Genomic DNA, 12,057 nt, shown 5'->3' with positions numbered 1-12,057 from the left:
AGAATGCTACCCGACGGAGCATCAGTTAAACCTTGTGTGCTGATTCATGTTTCCCCCCACCTTGGCTGGGAAGAGAAAATCAGAGAAGTGCAAGCAGGCCTGGAAGAAGAAGGAATACCCTGCTTTGTGGTGCAGGCTAAGGAATCCGATGTAGTTGCTCTGGCTTATCAAGGGGCTTGCGCTTCAAAACTTGAGGTGGGATTAGGTATCGGGGCAGATGGTTTATGTATTCATTATTGCAAGTTGCCTGATCAGCACCCTCTATTCGCCCTAAATGTTCCGGGAACACCTGTACAATGGCGTCATTTCGGCTATAATGCAGCTCGTTTAGTAAAAGGCATTCCCTTTAAAGAACAGCCATTGGAAGATCTCGCTCCCCAGTTTGTGGATTCAAGTTTACTATATAACTTAGTTTATGGAATCGTTCAGAAAGTTCTTCGAGAAACTGACCAAGGCCATGGGGAGGTGAAACATGGTCAGAAATGCGATTGGGTTAATTGAAACAGTTGGATTGGTTGCGGCCCTTGAAGCGGTTGATGCGGCACTCAAAGCAGCCAATATTGAGTTAATCGGGTATGAACTGACTAAAGGCAGGGGAATGGTGCTTGTCAAATTAAGTGGTGACGTTGGAGCCATTAAGGTGGCTGTTGAAGCCGGTAGGATAGCTGCTGGTAACGTTAATAAGGTAGTGGCTACTCATGTTATACCTCGGCCTCATCAACAGTTGTCTTGTGTTTTAGCCACAAAGGAAACCCCAAATAGGAAAGTTCAGGCAGCTTCGGAAATGGTCATTGATATTCAAGTGGCTACGAATGAGGGCGAGAATATTGAAGAACATGGGGTGCAGCTCCAGATACTACAAGAAATAGAAGGGGGAGAGGAGCTGGAAATAGCCCCTATCGAACTGAATAATGAAAATCCAGAGCCCATTGGAGTTGTTTCTAGTGTCGAGCAGGGCAAAAATCCAGCTGTACTTTGCAATTTTTGTAGAGATCCAGCTTGTCACCGCAAAAAGGGTGATCCCAAGGTAACTTGTATTCACTATGGAAAAAATAATGAGGAGGCTGAATAGATATGCGCGGAGAAGCACTGGGAATGGTAGAAACAAAAGGTTTAATTGCAGCAATTGAAGCTGCTGATGCTATGGTTAAGGCAGCGAATGTTATATTAGTTGGCTATGAAAAAATTGGTTCTGGTTTGGTGACTGTTTTGGTAAGAGGAGATGTTGGGGCAGTGAAGGCAGCTACAGACACTGGCGCGGCGGCTGCACAAAAAGTCGGTGAGCTAGTTTCTGTACATGTTATTCCACGTCCTCATACAGATATTGAAAAGATTCTTCCTAAGGTTGAGGGTATATAAGACTAATTTTTATTACAAATATCGGCAGAATGAGGTGAGATGATGGATAGGACTATGATTGAGCAAATTGTGACACAAGTGTTAACCGTTTTGTCAAATCCAGAAGCGACAGGTGCGGCGATAAAGGGCATTCCTGTAGGTATATCCAATCGCCATATCCACCTCTCTGCCTACCATGTTGAAATATTGTTTGGTAGAGGTCATACTCTGACAGCGAAAAAAGATCTGAAGCAGGTTGGCGAATTTGCCGCTGCAGAAACAGTTACTCTTGTAGGACTAAAGGGTGTGATTCAAGGTGTTAGGGTGCTCGGACCGGCACGGAAGATTACACAGGTAGAAATATCTTGTTCTGACGGATTTAATTTAGGCATTTTGCCACCCTTGCGTGACTCTGGTCAGATTGTTGAGTCAGCTGGTCTAGTTGTAGTTGGTACCTCTGGCGCAATTACCCTAAAAGAAGGGGTGATTTGTGCAGCCAGGCATATTCATATGAATAATGATGACGCCCAGCGGTTTGGTGTTTCCGATGGAGATCGTGTTATGGCTGAGGTTGACGGTCCGCGGGGATGTATCTTTAAGAACGTTTTGGTACGCGTACATCCCAGTTTTCGATTGGAATTTCATCTCGATACCGATGAGGCTAACGCCGTTGGACTGAAAAATGGCGATCAAGTAAGGTTGCCACAGTGCGTGGAGGTGTAGCATGGATAATGAAAAATTGGTGCAATTAGTTACGGCTGAGGTATTGCGCCAATTAGGACAGGTGCCTTTGGCTACTCACGACAAAGCTATCCAGCGTCCCCAGCAGGCTTTGGCTATTTTTACCGGGGGAACGATTGGACTTGAGCAAAGTTTAGCAGAACTGCAAAAAATCCAGGCTCTAAATATTGAGCTAACGGTCGTTCTTTCAGCGGCTGCTGAAGAAATTGTGGGGATTAAGCGAATTAAAGACTGCTTGGGTAGTGACATAAGCGTGGTAACTACCCAGTCTTCCTATCCAGGTAAGTTATTGCGGGAGGTCGATATCGTCCTCGTCCCTGTACTCACCCAAAATACGGCTGCCAAGTTGGCTTATACATTGTCTGATACCCTAGCTACAACTCTCATAATGCAAGCCTTAATGCTGGGCAAGCCCGTAATAGCGGCTATAAATGCAGCAGACCCTCAGGATAGCTGGCGGGTAAAGGGAAATATGGGGAAATGCCCTCCAGGACTATTGCAAGCGTTGCGAGAGAATTTGCGAAAAGTTGAAGGGTATGGAATTAGGCTCGTGCAAGTTGATGACTTAGCAACGGAAAGCCAAAAAATAATGGATTGTAGGCTTAAAACGTCCCTAAGTGTTCCACATACAAAAAAGAGTGTGATGGACGCTGCGACCATAAAAGTTGCTGCAGGTAATGGCCTAAAGAGTATTACTGTTTCGCAAGAAACGATTATCACTCCTTTGGCCCGGGATGTAGCTCGAGATTATGGTTTAGAGATTGTGCAGGATCATATTTATAGGTAGCAACAGGAATGGGAGGGGAGTTTATGTGGGTGGGAATGGTAATAGGATCGTTGGTGGCTACGCCTAAGGATGAAAGCCTTATCGGCTTCAAGTTACTGTTCGTGCAACCTAAGAAATATTATCAAAAACAAATTAGAACTCCTGTTGTGGCTGTGGATACCATCGGTGCTGGTACAGGTGAGACTGTCCTCGTTGTAGAGGGCAGCTCAGCCCGGCATTTGATCGGCAAACCTCATGGGGCGGTAGATGCTGCTATTATTGGGATTATTAATAATATCGAGTTAAATAAATATTTACTCGAGGAGTAATATATGTATGAAAGTTTATACGAAAACTGGAGATGAAGGACAAACAAACTTGTTGAGCAAACAACGGGTTTTTAAGGATGATGCGCGGGTAGAAGCCTATGGCACAGTAGACGAGGCAAATTCAGCCATGGGCTTAGCAAAGTCCCTTATCAAACCATCATGGGCTATTGATATCATTCATCAAATTCAGGTAGAATTAATTTTCTTAAATGCAGATCTGGCGACAGATACCATGTCTGCAGTTGACTATCGAATAACCCCGGAGCATGTTGAGGGGCTAGAATCACTGATTGATTTCTTAGAGCAAAGACGCATTCCGCAAAGAGGCTTTGTAACGCCCGGGACTACCTCAGCCAGCGCAGCTCTGGACCTGGCACGAACCATTGTGCGCCGAGCAGAACGCTGTGTTGTTAGACTTAAAAGAACAGGGGAAGTGACTGTACCTGTTTCACTATATTTAAATCGCCTTTCAGACTTGTTATTTGTCTTAGCCAGATGTGTAGAGCAAGAAGAAATAGTCGGCACTGTTACTAGTAAGGTACTATCTGTGTTAAAGGGCGAAAAAGCAAATAGTGTAAAGGAGGATCAATGTAGTATGTTAGCAAAGGCAAAAAAAATGATAGCAGCAGCGGAACAAAAAGCCCTTGAAATTGGGGTGCCTATGGTTATCGCAGTCGTTGATATTGGTGGGAATCTGGTTGCTCAACACCGTATGGATGGAGCACTACTGGCCAGCATTTCAATATCTCTTGATAAAGCATACACTGCAGTTGCGTTGAAAATGCCTACCGATCAAGCGGCCACCTTAGTAACGCCAGGGCATCCCCTATTTGGTCTCAATACTGCGGATGGGGGGAGATTAATCGTTTTTGGCGGTGGATTTCCTATTATTGAGGCCGGAAATATGATCGGCGGATTGGGCGTAAGCGGTGGCAGCGTAGATGAGGATATGATGGTTGCTAAGGCCGGTATGGCTACTTGATGAGCAGTAGCCCCTGCTGTAAGGAGGAGAATATATGAGTGTAGATCAAGCCCTGATTATAAAAATAACATCAGAAGTTTTAGCCAAGATGCAGAAAGAAAATGTCCAACCTTGTCAGGATAGTGGCATTTTTACTACGGTTGATGAAGCAGTGGCAGCAGCTCGGCGCGCCTATAGAGAGTTAAAAACTCTGTCACTTGAGAAACGGGAAGAACTAATAAAGGCAATGCGAGATGTGTCTTTTGAAAATGCCACTATGCTGGCTCAGATGGCCGTACATGAAGCAGGTATGGGTCGGGTAGCTGATAAAACTATAAAGAATCAGCTTGTTGCCCTTAAAACTCCTGGGACGGAAGACTTGCGCACTGAGGCTTGGAGTGGTGACTGTGGGTTGACTTTAGTAGAAATGGGGCCTTATGGTGTCATTGGCGCTATAACACCGACGACTAATCCTGCAGCAACGGTTATTTGTAATGGCATTGGCATGATTGCTGCAGGTAATGCCGTATTTTTTAGTCCCCATCCCACAGCAAAAAATACATCCAAGAAAACGATAACCCTTTTAAATGAAGCGATTGTCAAGGCTGGTGGTCCCATGAATCTATTGACATCGGTAGCTGATCCTTCTATTACTGCAGCGAATGCTATGATGAAACATCCGGGAATCAATATGCTGGTGGCAACGGGTGGTCCTGGGGTTGTTAAAGTTGTATTATCTTCTGGTAAGAAAGCCATTGGTGCAGGTGCTGGGAATCCACCAGTAATTGTAGATGAGACGGCTGATATTGAAAAAGCAGCTCGGGATATTATTGCAGGATGCTCTTTTGATAATAATTTACCATGTATTGCAGAAAAAGAAGTCATCGCCATAGGGTGTATTGCTGATAAGCTGATCACTTATATGCAAAAATACGGAGCATATTTGATTTCAGGCTCAAGGATTGATCAGTTGCTGGAAGTTGTCATGACAGCAACAGAAGAGAAGATGGCAGAAGGGTGTACGGAAAAACCGAAAAAAAGATATGGTATCAATAAAGAGTTTGTTGGTAGAGACGCAAAGTATATATTAAGTAAACTCGGCATTGATGTGCCTGATACTATACGTGTTGTTTTGTGCGAAACCCCAGCGGATCACCCTTTCGTTATCGAAGAATTAATGATGCCAATTCTACCAGTCGTACAAGTGAAAAATATTGATGCAGCGATTGAATTGGCGGTGAAAGTGGAGCATGGTAATCGTCACACAGCTATGATGCATTCTAAAAACGTTGATAATCTGACTCGGTTTGCCAAGGCCATTGAAACAACAATCTTCGTGAAGAATGCTCCTTCTTATGCAGGAATTGGCGTAGGAGGGGAAGGTTTTTGTACTTTTACAATTGCCGGACCGACAGGAGAAGGTTTGACGTCTCCCCGTAGTTTTACCCGCCAAAGGCGATGCGTTCTGGTTGATGCGTTTTCCATCATTTAGATTGAGAAATCGGATAAGTAGGGAGTCGATAGAAAATGCGTGACGAGATTGTTGCAGCAGTTAAGGCGTCCGGCGTGGTGGGAGCTGGAGGAGCTGGCTTTCCCACGCATGTCAAGATAAATGCCAGTGTTGACATAGTGATTGCCAATGGTGCAGAATGTGAGCCATTATTGAGGGCAGATCAGCATATTATGTCTGATCAAAGTACGAAACTAATCTTGGGATTGAAGACTGTCATGTTGGCCACTGGAGCACGTCAAGGATATGTTGGACTGAAGCGTAAATATGAGGAAGCAGTCAGCAATCTTGAAAGAGATATAAAAGAAATGAGCGAAAATACAATCCAGTTATTCTCCCTCCCGGACATTTATCCGGCAGGCGATGAACAGGTGCTTGTATATGAAGTGACAGGTAGAATCGTGCCAGAAGGTGGCATTCCACTCCAGGTGGGCGTGGTCGTTGCCAATGTTGAAACATTGGTGAATGTCGCCCATGCTCTCGAAGGTAGGGCTGTGACTGACAAATACGTTACTATTGGCGGTGCCGTAAGAAAACCGGTAACCCTTAAAGTGCCTATTGGCATGAAAGTGCAGGAATTGATTGATTTGGCAGGTGGATCCACTGTGGAGCCTTATGTCGTAATTGACGGTGGGCCCATGATGGGAAAGGTGATTGATCCAAATTCGCCTGTTACCAAGACAACAGGTGGTATCATTGTTTTGCCGGCAGATCATTCCTTGGTGACAGTCAAAAATACACCTTGGCAGATGATTGTTAATAGGGCAAAATCCGTTTGCTGTAATTGTTTGGCTTGTACAGAAGCTTGTCCCCGTCATTTGCTAGGGCATAGCCTAGAGCCACATCGTGTCATGCAGGCTATCGGCAGAGGGCAGATTGGTGAGTCTGAGATCTATTCACGAGCATTTCTCTGTTCTGAATGTGGCGCTTGTGATACATATGGTTGTACGATGGGGTTATCCCCTCGCAGAGTCAATGCAGAAATCAAAAAGCAGTTGACTAAGCTAGGGATAAAAAATCCCCATCACTCTAAACCACAACAGGGACGAACAAATCGTGAATATCATCTGATTCCCACTAAACGACTGATTGCTCGTTTGGGGATTTCCACCTACGATGTCAAAGCTCCGCTTAGTGTACAAGAGATGATTGTGAGGGAAGTAAAGTTACCCCTTTCTCAACATCTGGGAATACCTGCCATACCTATCGTTAAGGCAGGAGATAACGTTGTAAGAGGGGATCTGATCGCAGTTATTCCTGAAGGTGCAAGTTTAGGGGCAAATTTGCATGCCAGTATTTCGGGACAGATAGTCATGGTTGATAATAATTGTATCGGCATTAGTAGGGTCTAAAGCAACAGGGGGTGATGAAAACTATGAAGCGAGCTATAGGCTTACTTGAACTAAAAAACATGACCAAAGGGATTTTGGCGGCAGATGCAATGCTAAAGGCTGCCAATGTTGAAATGATTATCGCTCAGCCCATGTGCCCTGGCAAGTATGTCGTAATGGTAGCAGGGGATGTGGGAGCCGTGCAAAGTGCGGTAAAAAGTGGGCGAACAGCTGCTGGAACAGACAATGTAGTGGATGAATTCATGCTCTCTAATTTACATGCTAGCGTTTTTCCTGCTTTAACAGGTTGCACCGAAGTACATGAGATAAAGTCCTTAGGGGTTATTGAAAGTTATTCAGTAGCTTCAGCCATTGTGGCTGCCGATACAGCTGTAAAAGCTTCAAATGTAGAATTAATTGAAGTTCGTCTAGCGAGAGGAATGGGCGGTAAAGCCATGGTGACTTTAACGGGTGATGTAGGGGCGGTAACTGCCGCTGTCCGGGCAGGCAGTGAGGCCATTAAGGCTAGTGGATTTTTAGTGGATCAACTAGTACTGCCAGCGCCTCACAGCGCTTTGCATAAATCTTTATTTTAATGGAATAAAACGTGATGAAAAGGATAAGCAAGTTAGTGCTAAACTGTAAGTAAATGGTATTAGGAAGAGCATTTTCTAATCCTTTCTTGCAGTTTGTCTGCTTCATATGAAGTACCCTCTGGAGATGTTCAAAATGCTGAGTCGGGAAGTTCTCCAAGCGTGATGCTTGAAACGCTTAAAACGCTTTGTAACGTCATTGTAACATTATGTTCCAACAAAATAAAAGGAGATCTAAACAAAAAGAGACGAGGTGTTGCTATTCTGCCTCTTTTTGTCGAACTCGAAATTGGCATGAATCTTGCTGGTAAGAATGTATGCGGATAATTCTGAATAATTAGAGAAAGGAGTTAATAAGTTGAAACTTTACGAGTACATGGCCAAAGATATTCTTCAAAATAATGGAATTCCTGTCCCGAGGGGGGCTGTTTTTACAGGGGCTGAAGGCGTGGACGCTTTTATTGAAAAAACGGGACCAGTGGCGATTAAATCCCAAGTACTCTCCGGAGGGCGCGGTAAGGCAGGGGGCATAAAGTTTGCCACAGCACCCCAAGACGCCATTTCTAAAGTACAAGCTTTGCTTGCTACGGAGATTAAAGGATGCCAAGTAGAGAGAGTCTTGATTGAAGAAAAGGTATGTATTGAACGAGAAATCTACCTCGCCATTACCATTGATGGGGCAAAAAGAAAACCTGTTCTTCTGGCCTCGATCGCAGGGGGGATGGATATTGAGCAAGTGCCGGAAGAACAGATGATTAAGCGTTTTATTGATATCACGATTGGTATCCAGCCTTATGCTACTCGCGAAATTACACGTCAAATGGGCTTGAAGGGCCGGGAAGCTCAACAAATTGGGGATATTATGCTTAAACTCTACCAGGTATTTCGTAAATACGATGCTGAATTAGTAGAAATTAATCCCTTAGTCGTTACCTCAACGCAAGTCCTAGCAGCGGATGCCAAAATGACCTTAGACGATGATGCTGTCTTTCGTTACCTACCGGAGGTTCCCTGGGTGGAAGAAAAGACAGCTGTGGAAAAGAAAGCTGCGGATTTAGGAATATCGTATGTTGAACTGGATGGAGATATTGGAGTTATGGCCAACGGTGCCGGGATTACGATGGCCACGCTTGACTTGCTCAAGCATTTTGGGTCAAGTGCCCGTAATTTCATGGATGCCGGAGGCGGGTCTAGCTTGCAAGCTACGGCAGCATCCTTGGAAATCTTGCTTTCCACGAAACCTAAGGCGCTCTTGATTAATATTTTCGGCGGAATAACCCGTTGTGATGAAGTAGCAAGCGCGTTTGTACAAGTGAAGAATACCCTTGATCTTAAAATACCGGTGGTTATACGTTTAATAGGCACTAATGAAGATTTAGGGACTGCGATTTTAAAGGAACAAGGCATCGAATCATTCAAGAATATCGAAGAAGCAGTAACAAAAGTAATCTCTTTACAGAATGGAGGAGGGGCTAATGTCCATAATTATCAATGAAACGACCAGAATAATCGTACAAGGGATTACCGGAACCCAGGGTCAATTTCATACCGGGCAGATGTTAGCCTATGGAAGCAAGATAGTAGGAGGGGTATCCCCCGGCAAGGGCGGGCAGGAGGTTCACGGAGTCCCAGTATTTGATACGGTTGAAGAAGCGCTGCTTGTGCAACAAGCGGATGCCTCCGTTATTTTTGTTCCGGCCAAGCTTGTCAAAGATTGTGCTCTGGAATCCCTAGACGCTGGGATTAAAACATTAGTTATTATAACCGAACACGTACCCTTGCATGACACCCTAGAAATTATGGCGTACGCAGAGAAGAAACAGGCAGAAATTATAGGACCTAACACATATGGACTGATTTCACCAGGTCAATCCAAGATAGGAATTATGCCTAATAACATTTTTACCCCCGGTGAGGTTGGTGTCGTGGCCCGCAGCGGGACTCTAAGTTACGAAATTGTCTACCAATTGACCAGCGCAGGAATCGGCCAATCGTCCGTGGTAGGCCTTGGCGGGGATCGAGTGGTCGGAATGTCCTTCATTCAAGTCTTAGAAAAGTTCGAGGCAGATCCTAAAACTCAAGCCGTAGTTTTGGTCGGTGAAATCGGAGGAAATGCTGAAGAAGAAGCGGCCCATTACATTAAGGGCATGAGAAAACCCGTAGTTGCCTTTTTAGCCGGCAAAAGTGCCCCTCCGGGCAAACGAATGGGACATGCCGGAGCAATTATTGAACGGGGTAAGGGAACCTTTGAGAGCAAAGTTGAAGCGCTAACAGCTGCTGGTGTCAGTGTGGCGAACTTGCCATGGGAGGTTGGACCCCTTGTCAAGCAAGTTTTAGCACAGGGGAGTGAAGAAATCTATGGATAAGAGTAAGGATATGGATATGGGTAAAGGTAAGGAATTAGAAAAAATTGCCCAAGAAAAGGCTCGTTGGGAGAACAAGCATTTTAGTGGAAAAGCTTCTAAATCGCCAGAAAGCCGAGGGGGAAGCGTAGAGTCCGAGGTCGAGTTTCAGCGGCTTTATTCGCCAGATAACCTTAATCTCGACTATTTAACAGATTTGAGCTTTCCAGGGGAATTTCCGTTTACTCGTGGCGTTCAACCCGACATGTACCGGGGCAGGTTCTGGACTATGCGTCAATATGCCGGCTTTGGAACTGCGCAAGAAACGAACACTCGATTTATTTATCTGCTTAAACAAGGCCAGACTGGCCTCAGTGTTGCCTTCGATTTGGTGACCCAAATTGGTTATAACTCTGACGACCCTCTTGCCCAAGGAGAAGTGGGTAAGGTTGGTGTCGCAATCGATTCCTTGGCCGACATGGAAACGCTATTCAAGGACATACCATTAGATCAAGTAAGCACATCCATGACGATTAATGCCCCCGCTGCCATACTGCTGGCTATGTATATTGTGGTTGCCGAAAAACAGGGAGTAGACCCCTCTAAGTTATCCGGAACCATACAAAATGACATTTTAAAAGAATATATGGCTAGGGGAACCTATATTTTTCCCCCGGTACCCTCTATGCGTCTGATAACCGATACGTTTAAATATTGTGCGGAGCATCTTCCTAATTGGAACACGATTAGTATCAGCGGCTATCACATACGCGAAGCTGGTTCCAATGCAGTTCAAGAGGTGGCTTTTACCTTGGCGGACGGAATCGCCTATGTCCAAGCCGCCCTAGACGTGGGGTTAGAAATTGATAGTTTTGCTCCCCGTCTGTCCTTTTTCTTCAATGCCCACTCCAATTTCTTAGAGGAAATTGCTAAGTTTAGAGCTGCCCGCAGAGTGTGGGCCAAGATTATGAAAAACAGGTTCCAGGCTAAGAACCCTAAATCACTGATGATGCGTTTTCATACCCAGACAGCTGGTTGCACGTTAACGGCCCAACAACCCGAGGTGAATATAATGCGAGTGGCCTTTCAGGCCCTGAGTGCCGTGCTCGGTGGAACCCAATCCTTGCATACCAACGCCTGGGATGAGGCTTTAGCTCTGCCAAGCCAGGAATCAGCCCTGCTCGCTTTACGAACCCAACAGGCCATTGCCTACGAAACTGGGGTTCCGGATACAGTGGATCCCTTGGGCGGTTCTTATTGCGTGGAAACGTTAACAGATAACCTAGAACAGGCCGTCTGGGCCTACCTCGATAAGATTGATGAATTAGGAGGCGCCGTACGGGCCATAGAACTTGGTTTTCAACAAAAGGAAATCCAAAGTAGTGCCTATCGTTATCAAATGGAGATTGAAAGTCAAGAACGAATTATTGTAGGAATTAACAAATTTGAGAAAATGCAAGATCCACCACAAGGGTTACTCAAGATAAATCCGAAAGTCGAACAAGAACAAAAGCAAAGATTAGCCGCAGTCTATCGGAAAAGAAATCAAGAAGACGTGGAGAAAGGTCTAATCAGGCTAGAAAAAGCCGCAGAAAGCACGGAAAACTTGATGCCCTATCTAGTGGATTGTGTCAGGGATTACACTACGTTGGGTGAAATCTGCGACGTATTAAGAAAAGTATTTAAAGAATACAGGCAAGAGAACACCTTTTAATCAGGAGGAATCGTCATGGAAAAAGGACAACGTATTAGGGTATTAATTGGCAAGGTCGGTTTGGATGGTCACGATCGCGGGGCAAAAGTTATTGCTCAGGCTTTGCGGGATGCTGGTATGGAAGTTATTTATACAGGTCTACGACAAACCCCAGATCAAATTGTCGAGGCAGCAATTCAAGAGGATGTTCAAATCATTGGGATAAGCATCTTATCCGGTGCCCACAATTATCTGCTGCCGAGAATCATTGAGCTTTTAGCCCGGGAGGGAGCGCAAGATATTCAGGTGATTGCCGGAGGGGTTATTCCGGAAGATGACAAAATTATTTTAAAAGAAGCGGGAGTAGCAGAAATATTCGGAACGGGAACCTCCACGGTGGATATAGTGAAGTTTATCCAAGGTGTTTAACTGCCACTAAAGACTCTCCTTCTT

The 12,057-nt window shown here is 45.0% G+C and carries 15 protein-coding genes; all 15 read left to right on the top strand.

Going from position 1 to position 12,057, the window contains the following annotated elements; all coding sequences use genetic code 11:
• Positions 1-3 precede the first annotated feature (3 nt).
• The 15 genes from ACYQ3Q_RS19710 to ACYQ3Q_RS19640 all read left to right on the top strand — a co-directional run bounded on the left by ACYQ3Q_RS19710 (position 4) and on the right by ACYQ3Q_RS19640 (position 12,033).
• Positions 4-501 carry a glycerol dehydratase reactivase beta/small subunit family protein gene (locus ACYQ3Q_RS19710; RefSeq protein ID WP_459930247.1) on the top strand — a complete coding sequence of 166 codons (498 nt, stop codon included), beginning with the start codon at positions 4-6 and terminating at the stop codon, positions 499-501.
• A complete protein-coding gene (locus ACYQ3Q_RS19705; protein ID WP_459930207.1) occupies positions 473-1,072 on the top strand; it encodes a BMC domain-containing protein in 600 nt (199 codons plus the stop codon). Before ACYQ3Q_RS19710 ends, ACYQ3Q_RS19705 begins: the two co-directional genes overlap by 29 nt.
• Before the next feature lie 2 nt (positions 1,073-1,074).
• Positions 1,075-1,359: an ethanolamine utilization microcompartment protein EutM gene (eutM, locus tag ACYQ3Q_RS19700; RefSeq protein WP_009624796.1), complete on the top strand. Its 285-nt coding sequence runs from the start codon at positions 1,075-1,077 to the stop codon at positions 1,357-1,359.
• A 42-nt stretch (positions 1,360-1,401) separates the two neighbouring features.
• Complete coding sequence (gene pduL / locus ACYQ3Q_RS19695; protein ID WP_459930206.1) at positions 1,402-2,061, top strand: phosphate propanoyltransferase; 660 nt, start codon at positions 1,402-1,404, stop codon at positions 2,059-2,061.
• A gap of 1 nt (position 2,062) precedes the next feature.
• Complete coding sequence (locus ACYQ3Q_RS19690; protein WP_459930205.1) at positions 2,063-2,866, top strand: flavoprotein; 804 nt, start codon at positions 2,063-2,065, stop codon at positions 2,864-2,866.
• A 23-nt stretch (positions 2,867-2,889) separates the two neighbouring features.
• A complete protein-coding gene (locus ACYQ3Q_RS19685; protein WP_459930204.1) occupies positions 2,890-3,174 on the top strand; it encodes a EutN/CcmL family microcompartment protein in 285 nt (94 codons plus the stop codon).
• 7 nt (positions 3,175-3,181) lie between these two features.
• A complete protein-coding gene (locus ACYQ3Q_RS19680; protein ID WP_459930203.1) occupies positions 3,182-4,156 on the top strand; it encodes a cob(I)yrinic acid a,c-diamide adenosyltransferase in 975 nt (324 codons plus the stop codon).
• A 34-nt stretch (positions 4,157-4,190) separates the two neighbouring features.
• Positions 4,191-5,627 (top strand): aldehyde dehydrogenase family protein, encoded by a 1,437-nt coding sequence (locus tag ACYQ3Q_RS19675; protein ID WP_459930202.1) that lies wholly within the window; start codon positions 4,191-4,193, stop codon positions 5,625-5,627.
• 35 nt (positions 5,628-5,662) lie between these two features.
• The gene (locus ACYQ3Q_RS19670; protein WP_459930201.1) at positions 5,663-6,997 is read left to right on the top strand and encodes a 4Fe-4S dicluster domain-containing protein; all 1,335 of its coding nucleotides are present in this window, start codon (positions 5,663-5,665) and stop codon (positions 6,995-6,997) included.
• 23 nt (positions 6,998-7,020) lie between these two features.
• The gene (locus ACYQ3Q_RS19665) at positions 7,021-7,572 is read left to right on the top strand and encodes a BMC domain-containing protein (protein WP_459930200.1); all 552 of its coding nucleotides are present in this window, start codon (positions 7,021-7,023) and stop codon (positions 7,570-7,572) included.
• A gap of 93 nt (positions 7,573-7,665) precedes the next feature.
• Positions 7,666-7,896: a hypothetical protein gene (locus ACYQ3Q_RS19660; protein WP_459930199.1), complete on the top strand. Its 231-nt coding sequence runs from the start codon at positions 7,666-7,668 to the stop codon at positions 7,894-7,896.
• A 31-nt stretch (positions 7,897-7,927) separates the two neighbouring features.
• A complete protein-coding gene (gene sucC, locus ACYQ3Q_RS19655) occupies positions 7,928-9,064 on the top strand; it encodes an ADP-forming succinate--CoA ligase subunit beta (RefSeq protein WP_459930198.1) in 1,137 nt (378 codons plus the stop codon).
• Positions 9,045-9,935 carry a succinate--CoA ligase subunit alpha gene (gene sucD, locus ACYQ3Q_RS19650; RefSeq protein WP_459930197.1) on the top strand — a complete coding sequence of 297 codons (891 nt, stop codon included), beginning with the start codon at positions 9,045-9,047 and terminating at the stop codon, positions 9,933-9,935. The genes sucC and sucD overlap by 20 nt, the downstream gene beginning before the upstream one ends.
• 16 nt (positions 9,936-9,951) lie before the next feature.
• Positions 9,952-11,625, top strand: a complete 1,674-nt coding sequence (locus ACYQ3Q_RS19645; protein ID WP_459930246.1) for an acyl-CoA mutase large subunit family protein — start codon at positions 9,952-9,954, stop codon at positions 11,623-11,625.
• A 15-nt stretch (positions 11,626-11,640) separates the two neighbouring features.
• Entirely contained in the window at positions 11,641-12,033 is a 393-nt protein-coding gene (locus tag ACYQ3Q_RS19640; protein ID WP_459930196.1) for a cobalamin B12-binding domain-containing protein, read from the top strand.
• Positions 12,034-12,057 lie beyond the last annotated feature (24 nt).

Source organism: Desulfosporosinus burensis, from assembly GCF_054657535.1.
This window is presented reverse-complemented; position numbering and strand designations above follow the sequence as displayed.

What these genes read in the sequence shown, in the direction of transcription:
- ACYQ3Q_RS19710 (WP_459930247.1), top strand. Translation starts at nt 4, where the DNA reads ATGCTACCCGACGGAGCATCAGTTAAACCTTGTGTGCTGATTCATGTT.
- ACYQ3Q_RS19705 (WP_459930207.1), top strand. Translation starts at nt 473, where the DNA reads ATGGTCAGAAATGCGATTGGGTTAATTGAAACAGTTGGATTGGTTGCG.
- eutM (WP_009624796.1), top strand. Translation starts at nt 1,075, where the DNA reads ATGCGCGGAGAAGCACTGGGAATGGTAGAAACAAAAGGTTTAATTGCA.
- pduL (WP_459930206.1), top strand. Translation starts at nt 1,402, where the DNA reads ATGGATAGGACTATGATTGAGCAAATTGTGACACAAGTGTTAACCGTT.
- ACYQ3Q_RS19690 (WP_459930205.1), top strand. Translation starts at nt 2,063, where the DNA reads ATGGATAATGAAAAATTGGTGCAATTAGTTACGGCTGAGGTATTGCGC.
- ACYQ3Q_RS19685 (WP_459930204.1), top strand. Translation starts at nt 2,890, where the DNA reads ATGTGGGTGGGAATGGTAATAGGATCGTTGGTGGCTACGCCTAAGGAT.
- ACYQ3Q_RS19680 (WP_459930203.1), top strand. Translation starts at nt 3,182, where the DNA reads ATGAAAGTTTATACGAAAACTGGAGATGAAGGACAAACAAACTTGTTG.
- ACYQ3Q_RS19675 (WP_459930202.1), top strand. Translation starts at nt 4,191, where the DNA reads ATGAGTGTAGATCAAGCCCTGATTATAAAAATAACATCAGAAGTTTTA.
- ACYQ3Q_RS19670 (WP_459930201.1), top strand. Translation starts at nt 5,663, where the DNA reads ATGCGTGACGAGATTGTTGCAGCAGTTAAGGCGTCCGGCGTGGTGGGA.
- ACYQ3Q_RS19665 (WP_459930200.1), top strand. Translation starts at nt 7,021, where the DNA reads ATGAAGCGAGCTATAGGCTTACTTGAACTAAAAAACATGACCAAAGGG.
- sucD (WP_459930197.1), top strand. Translation starts at nt 9,045, where the DNA reads ATGTCCATAATTATCAATGAAACGACCAGAATAATCGTACAAGGGATT.
- ACYQ3Q_RS19645 (WP_459930246.1), top strand. Translation starts at nt 9,952, where the DNA reads ATGGGTAAAGGTAAGGAATTAGAAAAAATTGCCCAAGAAAAGGCTCGT.
- ACYQ3Q_RS19640 (WP_459930196.1), top strand. Translation starts at nt 11,641, where the DNA reads ATGGAAAAAGGACAACGTATTAGGGTATTAATTGGCAAGGTCGGTTTG.